The organism is Thioclava sp. F42-5, assembly GCF_002213195.1.
GTDB classification, from domain to species: domain Bacteria; phylum Pseudomonadota; class Alphaproteobacteria; order Rhodobacterales; family Rhodobacteraceae; genus Thioclava; species Thioclava nitratireducens.
In genome coordinates, this window is record NZ_NBNZ01000002.1 from 325,797 (window position 1) to 339,523 (window position 13,727).

The following is a 13,727-nucleotide window of genomic DNA, read 5'->3' on the forward strand; positions in this document are numbered from 1 at the left end:
ATTTATGTGGCAGCGATTTGACAGATACAAATGTGTCGTCACGGCATTTTGCTTTTCGGCGATGCTGGGAACAATGGCGGCATTCCCCGCCAGCGCCGAAACCGCAGGTCTGGACCCGTATTTCAAAGAGTTGGCTGATCCCAACGATCCGGGCTGGTCGCGCGCCGAGGCGGACATCCGCAGGGCGTGGTCGCGGTCGGGATCCGCGGCGATGGACCTGCTCCTGAAGCGCGGCGAAGAGGCGCTGGACGCCGGCGATACCGAGGCCGCGATCGAGCATTTCACGGCGCTCACCGATCACGCGCCCGATTTCGCCGCTGGCTGGAACGGGCGGGCGACTGCCTATTTCATGGCCGGGCTCTATGGACCCTCGGCGGCGGATATCGCGCGTACCCTGAAGCTGGAGCCGCGACATTGGGGCGCGCTTGCAGGTCTGGGGGCGATCCTCGAGGAGATGGGCGACGACAAGCGCGCGCTTGAGGCCTATAAGAAGTCTTTTGCCTTGAATCCGCATCAACAGGATGTGAAAGACGCCATTGCGCGCCTCGACGAGGCGCATCAGGGCACGGCTCTCTGAGAGCTGGAACGGAGCTGCGATGCAAGGCGGGCGGATCACGGCCGTTCTGGGGCCGACCAATACCGGCAAAACCCATTACGCAATCGAGAGGATGCTGGCGCATCGGACCGGCGTCATCGGACTGCCGCTGCGGCTCTTGGCGCGCGAGGTCTATGACCGGATCGTCGCGCAGCGCGGCCCCTCGGTCGTGGCGCTGGTCACCGGCGAAGAACGTATCGTGCCCGAGCGGACGCAATATTGGGTCTGCACGGTCGAGGCGATGCCGACGGGGATCGGCGCGGATTTCCTTGCCATCGACGAAATCCAGCTATGTGGCGACCCCGAGCGGGGCCATGTCTTCACCGATCGGCTGCTGCATGCGCGCGGGCTGCACGAGACGCTGTTCCTCGGCTCCGAGACGATGCGCGGGGCGATCGCGGCGCTGGTGCCAAAGGTGCAGTTCACCAAGCGCGAGCGGTTTTCCGAGCTGACCTATTCCGGTTCGAAGAAAATCTCCCGGATGAAGCCGCGCTCGGCCATCGTGGGGTTTTCGGTCGAGAACACCTACGCGATCGCGGAACTGATCCGCCGCCAGAAGGGCGGCTGCGCGGTGGTGATGGGGGCGCTCTCGCCCCGCACCCGCAACGCGCAGGTCGCGATGTATCAAAATGGCGACGTCGACTATCTGGTCGCCACCGATGCGATCGGGATGGGGCTCAACCTCGATATCGACCATGTCGCGTTTTCGGCCACGTCGAAATTCGACGGGCGGCGGATGCGTCCGCTTTTCCCGCATGAACTTGCGCAGATCGCAGGTCGCGCCGGGCGCCACACCACCGATGGCACGTTCGGGGTGACCGGCGAGGCGCGGCCGCTGCAGCCCGAGGTGATCGAGGCGGTCGAGAACCACCGTTTCGCGCCGCTGCAGAGGCTGCAATGGCGCAACGCGCGGCTCGAATTCGGTACCGTGGACCGGCTGATCCAATCGCTCGACGCGCGGCCCGCCGAACGCGATGGCGGCGAATGGCTGACCAAGGGACGCGAGGCCGACGATGCGCGCGCGCTCAAGGTGCTGGCCGAGGATCCGGCGATCCGCGACCGCGTCACCAGTCCAAAGGACGTGCAGCTTCTCTGGGATGTCTGTCGAATCCCCGATTTTCGTTCGATTTCCGAGGCCGAACATGCAACGCTTCTGGCGCGCATCTTCGAGTTCCTGCAATCGGGCAAGGGCGTGCCCTCGGACTGGCTCGCGCGCCAGATCGAGCGTATCGACAGGACGGGCGGCGATATCGACACGCTCTCGCGTCGTCTCGCCTTCATCCGCACATGGACCTATGTTGCGCAACGCAAAGGGTGGGTCGATGATGAAAGCCATTGGCGCGAGGCGACCCGCGCTGTAGAAGACCGCCTGTCGGACGCGCTTCATGGCGCGCTGACGCAAAGATTTGTGGACCGGCGCACCTCTGTGTTGATGCGCCGGCTCAAGCAGAAGGAGACCCTCGTGGCCGAGGTGAACGACAAGGGCGAAGTGACGGTGGAAGGCGAATTCGCGGGCCGTCTGGAAGGATTCCGGTTCAAGCAGGACGAGACCGGCTCGCCAGACGAGGCGAAGATGCTTGCCCGCGCGGCGTATGAGGCGCTCGCGCCCGAGTTCAATCTGCGCGCGGACCGCTTCTACAATGCGCCCGATACGGAGATGGATTTTACCGAGCAGGGCGGCCTGATGTGGGGCGACACCGCTGTCGGCAAGCTGGTAAAGGGGCCCGATGTCCTGAAGCCGACCGTGCAGGCTTTCGTCGACGACGAGGCAGGCGCGGATGTGGCCGAGAAGGTTACGCGCCGTCTACAGCATTTCATCGACCGCAAGGTTGCCGCCCTGTTCGAGCCGCTTCTGGCGATGAGCCGCGACGAAGAGCTGACGGGTCTCGCCCGTGGCTTCGCGTTCCGCATGGTGGAATCGCTGGGTATCATCCCGCGCGAGCAGGTCGCCGCCGAGGTGAAGGATCTCGATCAGGACGCGCGCGGTTCTCTGCGCAAGCACGGTGTGCGCTTCGGCCAATACACGATCTTCATGCCCGCGCTTCTCAAGCCCGCGCCGACGCGTCTGCGCCTCGTGCTGGCCTCGCTCTGGTCGGGCGCGGATGAATTCCCCGAAAGCCCGCCTCCGGGCCTCGTGACGATACCGAATATCGATGCGTTCGATGCCGAGACCTACCGCCTGTCGGGCTACCGCCCCTCGGGCGCGCGGGCGATCCGCATCGACATGCTCGAACGTCTCGCCGATCTGCTGCGCACGCAGGATAGCCGCGGCGGGTTCGAAGCCAATCCGGACATGCTCTCGATTACCGGCATGACGCTGGATCAGTTCGCCGATCTGATGGGCGGTCTGGGCTACAAGGCCGAGAAAGGCGAGCGCGCGAAGGTGAAGGCCGCCGATCTCGAGAAGGCCGAAGAGCAAGCCGGTGCCGAGGCCCTCAAGACCGAGCAGGCCGACGAGGCGAAAGCCGAGGCCGGCGGCGGCGAGCAGCCTGCCGAGACCCATCCCGAGGCGGAGGCTGCGGCCGAGGCCGGTGGCGACATGGTGGCAGCCGATGACGTGACCAGCGACGAGGTCGAGGTCTTCTACACCTTCACCTGGGCGCCGCGTCCGCGCGGCAACCGTCCGCCGCGTCGCGATCAGGGGCAGGGTGGCAAGCCCGGTGGCGAACGTGGCGAACGCAAGGGCGGCGGCAAGCCGCATGGCAAGCGCGACGGCAAAGGCAAGAAGGGTGGCAAACCGCAAGGCGCGCGCAACTTCGAGGCTCGTCCGCCGAAGAAGGACAAGCCGGTTGATCCGGACAACCCCTTCGCGGTTCTGGCAGCCCTCAAGGACAAGAAGTAACGTCCCGCCATGGCTGACGCGCCCGAGCGCATCCGCATCGACAAATGGCTCTGGCAGGCGCGGTTCTGCAAGTCCCGCGGCCTCGCGCAGGAGCTGGTGCAGGGTGGCAAGGCGCGCGTCAACGGTCAGCGCATCGACAAGCCCGGTCGGGCGATCGGCCCGGGCGATGTGCTGACCTTGCGGCTCGGCAAGGGCGAAGACGCACGAATCTGTGTGCTGCGGGTACTGGAATGCGGCACACGGCGCGGCCCCGCGGTCGAGGCTCAGACGCTTTACACCTTGCTCGAACCGGAGGGATAGGCTGTGCGCAATGCCGCAGCGAAAAGCCGGGCCTCTCTCTTGAAAGAGGGTTCATCCCCCGCTAGGACGGGGCAGGAAGCTGTTCAATCGGGGTTTCACCAATGACCTACGTCGTCATCGATAACTGCATCAACTGCAAATATACCGACTGCGTCGAGGTCTGCCCGGTGGATTGCTTCTACGAGGGGGAGAACACGTTGGTGATCCATCCCGACGAATGCATCGATTGTGGCGTCTGCGAGCCCGAATGCCCCGCCGATGCGATCCGTCCGGATACCGAGCCGGGAATGGAATCCTGGGTCGAACTAAACCGGAAGTATTCCGAGCTCTGGCCGGTGATCACCCAGAAGAAAGATCCGATGCCGGAAGCCGAGAAATACGACGGCGAGAGTGGCAAGCTGGAGAAGTATTTCTCCGAGGCGCCTGGCGAAGGCGACTGACGGGTCGGTGATTCTGACCAATTTTCCCCGATTCTCTGGGAATTGGGGCGGTTTACGCTGCGGCATTTTGTCAAAATCCCCTGCGTAACTCTTTGAAAACGCATCATATTACATATGCGCGACAGTTACGCGCTTTGAAATTCATGCGATTCTTGCTATATTACTGTCACAAATGAGTTCGACCCCACCTTTTGCGTCGCCCGCTCGCCCGCAAAAGAGATCTCGTGACTGACTGACGAACGCGGAGCTAGAGAGCCCCGTGGGCGTCGTATGCTCGCTGGATACCGGGGTTCGTGACCGGCTGCAAGGAAACGAACCGCATGACCAAAACCAAGAAGACCGAATTCCGCCCCAACGATTTCGTCGTCTACCCGGCGCATGGCGTAGGGAAGATCATGTCCATCGAAGAACAGGAAATCGCCGGGCTCAAGCTCGAGCTTTTCGTGATCTCCTTCGAGAAGGACAAGATGACCCTCCGCGTGCCGACGCACAAGGCGACCGAAGTCGGGATGCGCAGCCTGTCTTCGCCCGACATGGTGACCAAGGCCCTCGAGACCCTCAAGGGTAAGGCCAAGGTCAAGCGGGCGATGTGGTCGCGCCGTGCGCAGGAATACGAACAGAAAATCAATTCGGGCGACCTGCTCGCGATCGCTGAAGTGGTGCGCGACCTGCACCGCAGCGACGATCAGCGCGAGCAGTCCTACTCGGAGCGCCAGCTTTATGAAGCCGCGCTCGAGCGTCTGACCCGCGAAGTGGCCGCCGTTTCGGGCACCGACGAAGAGCGTGCCGCGAAAACCGTCGACGAGGTTCTGGTCGGTCGCGCCGCCTGATCCCGACACACGCGGAACTTTTCCAACGCGAGGCTTGCGAGCCTCGCGTTTTTTCATGGGCGAAGGGCAGGGGAGCCGTTGCCCGCGATCACGCTTCCGGCCCGGTCTTTTCGTTGCCCGGGGCCTCGCGATCGCTTTCGTCGCGCTCGCCGCGGCGGCGGAACTGCTCCATCATTGCGGCTTCCAGCTCTGCGTTGAGCTCCTTCGTGCGCGCGATGTACTCGGCGTTCTGTTCGACCGGCACGCCCGGCTTCCAGACCTGCGCCAGGTCGCGCACGGCGGCCCGGTCGAGCTTGAAGAACAGTTTCTCCAGCTCCGAGGCTTCGAAGGCCGACAGTCCTGCGTTCTCGAGCACATACCGCCCGGCGCGCAGGGAGCTGTCGAACATCTCGCGCACGATGTCATTCGCGCCGGCTCGATACAGATCGAACACATGCGTCCGGTCGCGCGCGCGGGCGACAATGTGAAGGTCGGGCCGGATGCGGCGCGCATAGGCCACGAGCTTCGTGGTCTGTTCGCGCCCGTCGAGCGCTGCGACCAGCACCCGCGCCTGATTGATGCCGGCCGCGGCGAGCAGGTCGGGGCGCGTCGGATCCCCGAAATAGCCCTTGAAGCCGAAGGTTCGCATCAGCTGGATCGTCTTGAGATCGGCGTCCAGAACGGTCGTGCGCATGCCGGACATCGTCACCAGACGGTTCACCACCTGCCCGAAACGGCCCACGCCTGCGATGATGATCGGCTGCTGCTCGTCGATCGCGTCCGGGTCGGGGCCCGGGGGCTTGCGCAGCCTGAGGCCGATCTGCTCGTGCAGGATGAACAGCAAGGGCGTGATGAGCATCGACAGCGCGATCACCACCAGAAGCTTCTCGGCCAAGGCATTCGGCAAAATCCGTTGGCCGACCGCGAAGGAGACCAGCACGAAGCCGAATTCGCCAGCCTGCGCGAGACTCAGCGTGAACAGCGAACGATCCGGCCCGCGGATCTTGAACAGCACCGACAGCCCGTAAAGCACGGCCGATTTCAGCGCGACCAGCAGGAAGACCAGCGCGAAGATATTCGCGGGCTGCGCGGTGATGACGTCGAAATTGATGCCCGCGCCCACGGTGATGAAGAACAGGCCCATCAGCAGGCCCTTGAAGGGCTCGATATCGGATTCCATCTCGTGCTTGAACTCGCTGTCGGCCAGCACGACCCCGGCGAGAAAAGTCCCGAGCGCGGGCGAGAGGCCCACGAGGTTCATCAGGCTCGCGATGCCCACCACGATCAGCAGCGCCATCGCCGTGTTCACCTCGCGCAGCCTTGCGCCTTGCACGAACCGGAACAGCGGGCGCACTAGGTAATGCCCGATCAGCACGGTGAAGGCGACCGCGGCCAGCGTGATCACCGTGACGCCCCAGGCGGGCAACGAGTCGATCACGCGCGCCACGACGTGATCGCCGTGCCCAGCCTTCGCCACCGCCCGCGCGCCGGGCAGGGCCAGAAGCGGCATCAGCGCCAGCATCGGGATTACCGCGATATCCTGCGTCAGCAGCACCGCGAAGGAGGACCGCCCGCCCGCCGTCTGCATCAGTCGCTTCTCGTTGAGAGTCTGCAACACGATCGCCGTCGAGGACAGTGACAGCGTCATCCCGATCGCGAGCGAGACACGGAAATCCTCGCCCATCGTCATCACGATCGCGGTGACGAGGATCATCGTGACCAGCACCTGCAACCCGCCGAGACCGATCAGCTTGTCGCGCATCGCCCATAGCGCACGCGGCTCCAGCTCCAGTCCGATCAGGAACAGCATCATCACCACGCCGAACTCGGCGAAATGCTGCAGGTCGGTCATCTCGGCGCCGGAGAGCCCAGTGACCGGGCCGATCAGGATGCCCGCGATCAGGTAGCCCAGCACAGAGCCAAGGCCGGCACGGGTGGCCAGCGGCACTGCGATCACCATCGCGAGCAGGTACAACGTGGCTTGAAAGAGAAAGCTTTCCATCGGCGGCTTGTTTCCTTGGGCGGTGCGCGGGAGGGGGAGGGGCGCGACGCGTCTACGTCCCAGCGTAATCCAGCGCAGACCGTGCGCAAGGGTTCAAGGTCGCGAATGATTACGCCGCGCGCGTTTAGCCCTCTTGCAGCAGCTTCAGCGTCAGGCTGCGCGACCCTTTCTTGTAGGTCAGCGCATTGGAGCCGATCTGCGTCACCCGCCCGCCATCCAGCCGGTCGCCCACCCCCACTTTGACGAAGCGCCCGTTCGAGAGCCGCACGAGGGCGCGGCGGTTCGACGAGGAGCCGTAAAGCCCGATCAGGTTGATCTTGCGCAGGTTGATGACGTTCTTCTCGGTCGCTTGTCTGGCGACGGAGGCAGAGGTCGGCAGGCGCGTCGGCGCGGCAGTGGGTTCCGGCTCGTCGAGATCGGCGGGCCGCGGGTCGGGCACGGGTGTGGCGACCGGGGCGCGCGCGGCAGCGGCGGCGACCGTTTGCGCGGGCTCGGCGGCGATCGCAGCGGCAAGGGCGTTCTCGACGGAACGCGAGAAGTTACGCGGTTTCGTCGGCGGGACGGCGGAGCGCGCCACCGCCAGAGCGGTCGCGCCGGCGAAGGGATCGGCGTTCTCGGCGACGGCTTCATCTTGCGCCTGCACGGCGGCGGCGACCGATTCCTGGATCGATGCGGGACGACGCGGTGGCCGCAGTGCTGCGAGTTCAGGGTTCGCGACCGCTGCGGATTCCGAGGCGGGCGCCTGCGTCGTGGCGAGCTTGGTCACCGCGTCGGGGCGAGCCGTCGGGCGCGTCGTCTGGAGTTCGGGATTGGGCTGAAGCGCCGGGTCGAGCGCGCCTTGATCGTTCGGATCAGCCTGCGTGGCGGGATCGGTCTCATTTGGCGCTGCGGTTGCGCCGGTGAGGTTGGCGGGCTTGTCCGCGGGGCGGAAGCCCGACAGCGACGGGATCGCGCCGAGCGTGCCTTCCGGCGTGATCGGCTGGGTCGCGGCATAGGCCTGCGCGACGGCTTCGGGGCGGGGGCCTGGAGTGACGGCGGGCGCGCCCGCGTAAAGCGTGAAGCCGCCCGGCATTTCCACTCCGTCCTCCGTCGGCGTGACAGGCGGGGTGTCTGGGGGCTGCGTGTCGCTCTGCAGCGTATCGGCGCTCGGCGGGGCGAGCGGCGTCGCGGTGAAGGCCGGAAGCTCTGCGGGCGGCGGCGCAGGCGACGCGGTCTGCGCCTCGGTTGCGGGAGCTTCGGTCGCGTCGCTTTGTGCGGTTTCGCTGGCGGTCGTGTCGTTTGCCGCAACGTCTGTTTGCGTGTCGGCCGTGGCGTCCGGAGTCTCTGCCTGCGAATTGAGCATGGTGTCGGGGGCGGTGTCCACCGTGTCCGACGCCGTGATGTCCGAAGCGGTCGCCTGTGCGTCGGCGGGCGGCTCTGCCGCAGCCGTATCGGCAGGCTGCGTGTCAGAGGGCTGTGCGTCGGCGCCGCTCTGCGTGGGCGCCTGATCCTGCGCTGGCGCGGCGGTGGCGGGCGCGGCCGTGGTGACCGCGTCGCTTTGTTCCGACGGGGCGGGTTGCGCATCAGCCGGGGCGAGCGCCGCGACTTGCTCGTCTTGAGGAGCGGATTGGTTGGCCTGAGCCTGAGCGTCGGATTGCGTTGCCTCGGGGGCCGCCACGTCAGGAGTGGCCGGCGCAAGGGCGGTCTGCTCTGGCGCGTCACCCGCAGCCGGGGCGGGCGCTTCGGCGATGGCGTCCACCGGCGCATCGACCGGTGCGGGATCGTCGAGCAGTGTGGTCCAGAGCGCGATGATCGCCAGTACCAGCACCAGCGCGCCGGTGAGCATCAGCCCGAGATGGCGCGGCTTGCCGCCAGTCGTCGACCGCTTGGTGCCGCCGAAAACAGTCTTGTCGCTCGTACGCTCGACGATCGGCGCCGGGGTGGCGGTGCTCGCATCCGGCCCGTCCTTCGCCTCCTCGCGCAGCAACGAGGTCGCGGATTTCGCGCCGAGCGCGGTCGTCCCGCCGATCCCCGTGCGCGCCGAGGGGGCTGTAGCCTTGCCCGCTTTCGCCCCGGTTTTCTGCGGTTCTTTCGGCGTGAAACGCGGATCGGGCTCGTCGAAATCGAGCGTGGGCGCGGTGATCTTGGCGTCGCCCGATGCGATCTTGCTGCGATCGGGCATCGGGCTGAGCCGCGTGGCCCCGCCGAGCCGCGGTGGCGTGTCGTTCACGGTCACCGTCGCCGCGTGGTCGCGGCGCGAAGCGAAGGCGGCGGCGATAACGCTGGCGTCGGATTTCGGCAGATCGTCGTCGTCCTCGTCGCTTTCGAGAGCCTCGGATTGGTCGCTCTCCGCGTCGTGCGCCACCTCCTCAGGTTTGGCATCGGCCTCCGCGGCGGTCGGCAAGGCCGGTGCGGCCGAAAGGCCAGCAGCGGCGAGGGCTGCGTCCGAGGTTTCCTCGGCGCTATCCGCCTCCGCGTCGTCGGAGAGCGCGCCATCCGGCTCGCCCTCGGCAAATTCGACCGCATCCGCAGCCTCGGTTTCCTCGGGTGCGACTTCGCCCGCCGCCACCGCTTCGGCGGCCTTGGCGGCGGGGCTTGCCGCAGCGGGCGTGTCCTCGCTCGGCGCGCCTTGCTGCGCGTCGGGCTCGGCGCCCGCCGTATCGAGCAACTCGGAGAATTCGCCCGGCTCGTCCGGCAGCGTGAGATCAGCCTCTTCCGCCGTGGCCTCCGCTCTCGCCGGCTGATCCAGCGCGCTCAATTCTGCCAGTTCGGTTTCCGAGACTGCGCTGTCGTCGGAGAGCTCCGCCATGTCGCTCTGCGCAGCGGCGGTTTCCACCTCGGCGGATTCCGTCTCCGGGGCTTCTGACGGAACGGCCTCCGCCGGCGTCTCGCGTGCCTCCTCGGACAGATCGACAGCCACGATCAGCGCGGATTTGTCGGGCTCGACATGCGCACCTTCGGGAATGTACTGCGCGACCGACGAGGTCAGGCCGAATTGCGGCTCGCCGGGGAAGTCGCCGGGTTCGGGGGCGGCCACGAAACTGACCGGGTTGAAGCCGTTCTCCTGCGCGAAACTCTCGGCTTCCTTCAATGTCTCGCGTGCGATCACGGCGACCTGCACGGTCTGGCCGGGGCCCGCGAAATCATAGACCAGCTCGCTGACGGGGTAGGGCGTCATGCCTTCCAGCGCTGCTTCGATCTGTTTCTTGCGCTGCGCCGGGCTGGGACCGGGCGCGTAGATCGCGGTATAGAGAATCTGCGTATCCGGCAGCACGAGCTTCGAAGTGAAGCCGCGCGGAGCCTGCGCCCGGGCCTTGTCGCGCAGGGCCGCGACCTCGGCCATCGGGTCGTCCCCTTCGAGCGCGGCCTCGCCCAGAAGCGTCCAGCCCTCTTTCGCGCGGTGCACCAGAGCGATGCCATCATGCGAGAGGATCAATGCAAAATCGGGTTTCATGGGTGCTGCGCGCGCCTCGGGGCGGTCCGGTCCAAGTGTTCACATCTTGGTAAAGGAGATTCGATCTTCTGAAAAGCGCCGCGACGGGGACGGAGCGGGCATTTGCCGGTTTTCCACCGTTTCAACGGCGCAGACGCGGGGAGCGACGCAAGAAATATCGGAAATGCAATCCGCGGTCATGGATGGCGCGCCGACATCGCGGCGCGCCATCTGTGTTATCAGCTGGTTGCGGCGCTCAGCGCCTGATCGAGATCGGCGATAAGGTCGTCCGCATTCTCGATCCCGATCGACAGGCGCACCACGTTCGGCGCGGCCCCTGCGGCGATCTGCTGGGCTTCGGTCAGCTGGCGGTGCGTGGTTGAAGCCGAGTGGATGATCAGCGAGCGCGCATCGCCAAGATTGGCGACATGGCTGAACAGTTTGAGATTGTTCACCAGCTTCACGCAGGCGTCGTAGCCGCCTTTGACCGCGACGGTGAACAGCCCGCCCGCGCCCTTCGGCGAGACGGTCTTCATACGCTCATGCCACGGCGAGCTCTCCAGCCCCGCATAGGTGACGTAGTCGATGCGCGGGTCCTTCTCGAGCCATTCGGCAATCGCTTTGGCGTTGGCGTTGTGCTTGTCCATCCGCAGGCTCAGCGTCTCGATCCCCATCAGCGTGTAATGCGCGCCTTGCGGGTTCATCGTCATGCCGAGATCACGCAGCCCGACCGCGATCGAGTGGAAGGTGAAGGCCATGGGCCCCAGCGCCTCGTGGAATTTCAGCCCGTGATAGGCAGGCTCGGGTTCGCTCAGCGACGGGAACTTGCCCGAGGCGGACCAGTCGAACTTGCCGCTATCGACGACGCAGCCGCCGGTGACGGTGCCGTTGCCGGTCATGTATTTCGTCAGCGAGTGAACGACGAGGGTCGCGCCATGCTCGATCGGGCGGCACAGGTAGGGGGTGGCCAGCGTGTTGTCGACGATCAGCGGCAGGCCGACCTTGTCGGCCAGTTTCGCCACCGCCGGAAGGTCGGTGATGTAGCCGCCCGGATTCGAGATCGACTCGCAGAAGATCGCGCGGGTGTTCTCGTCCACAGCCGCTTCCAACGCGTCGAGATCGTCGAAATCGACGAAGGTGCAGGACCAGCCGAAGCGCTTGATCGTGTGGCTGAACTGGGTGATCGAGCCGCCATAGAGCCGCGTCGAGGCCACGATATTCAGGCCCGGCCCCATCAGCGGGAAGAGCGCCATGATCTGCGCCGCATGACCCGAGGAACAGGTCACGCCGCCTGCCGCGCCTTCAAGGGCCGCGACACGTTCGGCCAGCTTCATCACCGTCGGGTTGGTCAGGCGCGAATAGATGAAGCCGACTTCCTCGAGATTGAACAGGCGCGCCGCGTGGTCGGCGTCTTTGAAGGCGTAGGATGTGGTTTGGTAGATCGGCACCTGGACCGCGCCCGTCGCGGGATCGGGATCGGCCGCGGCGTGGATTTGCAGGGTGTCGAATGCGTAGTCGGACATATCGGGGCTCCTCTTTTCTTGCCGAGACGTTAGCGGCACCGGGAGAGGCCGACAAACACATTCGTTTTCGGTGATAAGAGGCCAGAGAAGGACCGCGCGACTCAGCGCATCCAGAGCTTCGCGCGCTTGATCCGGTTACGCAGCGCCTTCTCGTGCCGTGGCATGCCTTCCTCCGCGATGATCCCGCGCAGCTTCCGGCCCTTACCCTGATAAATCAGCTTCTTGGCAGGCTCGTAAGCCTTCAGCACTTTCTTGACCCTGTTCGGGGACGTCAGTTCTTCGACGGTGTCGATCACGGTGTCGCTCTCGCGCGCGTACATCAATGGCAGCGCGCGGTAATGACTGCTGACATCGCCGTCGAGCCCATCGAGCTCGGGTCCCGGGCGCCCGCCGCCGAAGGAATGGATCACCAGCGGCAGCGCAACCTGATCGAGCCACGGATCGAGCGATTGGCAGGCCAGCTCATCCGGCGTCTCGTCGCGGATGTCGCGGGCGTAGCGCAGGAAACGGTCGCCGAACTCCGCCGGGTCGGGACCGAAGAACCAGCCTGCGTTGAAATACATGTAGCGCTGCCAGTATTCGTCCGGCTGGCTCAGATCGAGCGTCTCCTCGAACCCGTCCAGCCCGAATTTGTCGTAGAGCGACTTCCAGATGCCGGTATAGCCCGGACCGTAAAGCGGCGGCTCGGGCCAGGTGCCGGTGCGGCGCATCGAGGCTGATGGACGGTCGAAGTCGAAACCGACCTGCGACAGCGGCCCGGTAAAAACCGTATCGGTGTCGAAGAATACGAAGGGCATCCCCGCGGGCAGGGCGGCGAGCGCCTCGATCTTGTTGCCATGGGGGTAGGACTGGCCGAAGACCTTCGACTCGAAGGGCGCGATCTCGGCGCCGACCTCTTCGAGCAGCGCCCGGACCGGACCGGAGATCCGCGTCTCCTCGGACCAGCGCGGGCCGGGTTGCGGCTCGGCGATCAGCAAGCGCCCAGCGAAGTCCGGATTGGCGGCGCGGAAACTCAATACGAACAGAATCGCTTCGAATTCCAGCCGTCCCGCCTGTGCAACACAGAAGATGTTGTAGGGTTGTGAAGTCCGGTCGTTCGCCGCCATACTGCCGCCTGTCGGAGGATTTGAGCGCAGTATAGCGAGAAAGTTCAGGGGTAAAAGGTGATACGGATAAGCAAGTTAGCCGCGTTGGCGCTGTGTGGTGTCGCATTGAGCGGCCCCGCGAACGCGCAGAATTTTACCACCGCTGCCGAAGTGCGCCCGATTCTCGGCATGACCCGCGACTCCTGGGTCGCGATCCGGGAATACGGTGGCAAGGATCTGGTCTACTTCACCCATCTTCTGGCGTGGCGCTGCGGGCTGAGCGAGATTCGCTACGGTTTCAATGGTGCGCCGCCCACCAAATCGTTCAAGATGGAGAAATGCCACGAGGGCGCAGCCCAGCCCAACGCGATCTCGGGCGACAATGTATATGTCAGCCAGCCGCAGGGCTCGGTCTCCGAGGTACGGGTGAAGCTGATCTATGACGATGGCAGTTCGGAAGAAGCACGGTTCAGCCGCAAGGCGGTGCTGCAATAAACGGCGCAACGAATGGGCGTTATTCAACACAGCGGCCCCCCGTGGGAGCCGCGTGTCACCAGTTCCTGAAAGGGGAAGTGGTGGGTGACCCTGGAATCGAACCAGGCGTGGGTCGCCCCGGCGGAGTTACAGTCCGCTGCCGCACCTTGCAGCACGTCACCCGACGCTGGGCGGGAGATACAAAAGGGGGCGGGGGGCGTCAAGAGAGAGTTTGCCGAAAAATC

10 protein-coding genes and 1 tRNA gene are annotated in these 13,727 nt (G+C 65.4%); 6 read left to right on the forward strand and 5 right to left on the reverse strand.

Annotated features, from left to right (window positions below; all coding sequences use genetic code 11):
* The first annotated feature begins 73 nt into the window (after nucleotides 1-73).
* From B6V74_RS06900 to B6V74_RS06920, 5 genes are all read left to right on the forward strand, one after another.
* The gene (locus B6V74_RS06900; RefSeq protein WP_233242988.1) at nucleotides 74-577 is read left to right on the forward strand and encodes a tetratricopeptide repeat protein; all 504 of its coding nucleotides are present in this window, start codon (nucleotides 74-76) and stop codon (nucleotides 575-577) included.
* A 19-nt stretch (nucleotides 578-596) separates the two neighbouring features.
* Nucleotides 597-3,437, forward strand: a complete 2,841-nt coding sequence (locus B6V74_RS06905) for a helicase-related protein (RefSeq protein ID WP_088719618.1) — start codon at nucleotides 597-599, stop codon at nucleotides 3,435-3,437.
* Between the two features lie 9 nt (nucleotides 3,438-3,446).
* Nucleotides 3,447-3,737, forward strand: coding sequence for an RNA-binding S4 domain-containing protein (locus B6V74_RS06910; protein WP_075774086.1), 291 nt, complete (start codon nucleotides 3,447-3,449; stop codon nucleotides 3,735-3,737).
* A 101-nt stretch (nucleotides 3,738-3,838) separates the two neighbouring features.
* Nucleotides 3,839-4,177 (forward strand): ferredoxin FdxA, encoded by a 339-nt coding sequence (gene fdxA, locus B6V74_RS06915; protein ID WP_075774087.1) that lies wholly within the window; start codon nucleotides 3,839-3,841, stop codon nucleotides 4,175-4,177.
* Between the two features lie 320 nt (nucleotides 4,178-4,497).
* A complete protein-coding gene (locus tag B6V74_RS06920) occupies nucleotides 4,498-5,007 on the forward strand; it encodes a CarD family transcriptional regulator (RefSeq protein WP_075774088.1) in 510 nt (169 codons plus the stop codon).
* An 88-nt stretch (nucleotides 5,008-5,095) separates the two neighbouring features.
* On the opposite strand, the gene B6V74_RS06925 is transcribed toward B6V74_RS06920, so the two are convergent.
* The 4 genes from B6V74_RS06925 to B6V74_RS06940 form a co-directional block, all read right to left on the reverse strand.
* On the reverse strand, nucleotides 5,096-6,988 hold the full coding sequence (locus B6V74_RS06925) for a monovalent cation:proton antiporter-2 (CPA2) family protein (RefSeq protein ID WP_075774089.1): 1,893 nt from the start codon (nucleotides 6,986-6,988) through the stop codon (nucleotides 5,096-5,098).
* Nucleotides 6,989-7,112: 124 nt separating this feature from the next.
* Nucleotides 7,113-10,421, reverse strand: a complete 3,309-nt coding sequence (locus B6V74_RS06930) for a hypothetical protein (protein ID WP_088722364.1) — start codon at nucleotides 10,419-10,421, stop codon at nucleotides 7,113-7,115.
* Between the two features lie 218 nt (nucleotides 10,422-10,639).
* Entirely contained in the window at nucleotides 10,640-11,923 is a 1,284-nt protein-coding gene (locus tag B6V74_RS06935; protein WP_075774091.1) for an O-acetylhomoserine aminocarboxypropyltransferase/cysteine synthase family protein, read from the reverse strand.
* Between the two features lie 101 nt (nucleotides 11,924-12,024).
* Nucleotides 12,025-13,029: a hypothetical protein gene (locus tag B6V74_RS06940; RefSeq protein WP_088722365.1), complete on the reverse strand. Its 1,005-nt coding sequence runs from the start codon at nucleotides 13,027-13,029 to the stop codon at nucleotides 12,025-12,027.
* Between the two features lie 168 nt (nucleotides 13,030-13,197).
* On the opposite strand from B6V74_RS06940, the gene B6V74_RS06945 reads away from it, so the two are divergent.
* Entirely contained in the window at nucleotides 13,198-13,503 is a 306-nt protein-coding gene (locus tag B6V74_RS06945) for a hypothetical protein (protein ID WP_233242987.1), read from the forward strand.
* A gap of 78 nt (nucleotides 13,504-13,581) precedes the next feature.
* On the opposite strand, the gene B6V74_RS06950 is transcribed toward B6V74_RS06945, so the two are convergent.
* Nucleotides 13,582-13,665: transfer RNA gene (locus B6V74_RS06950), tRNA-Tyr, on the reverse strand.
* Nucleotides 13,666-13,727: the final 62 nt, after the last annotated feature.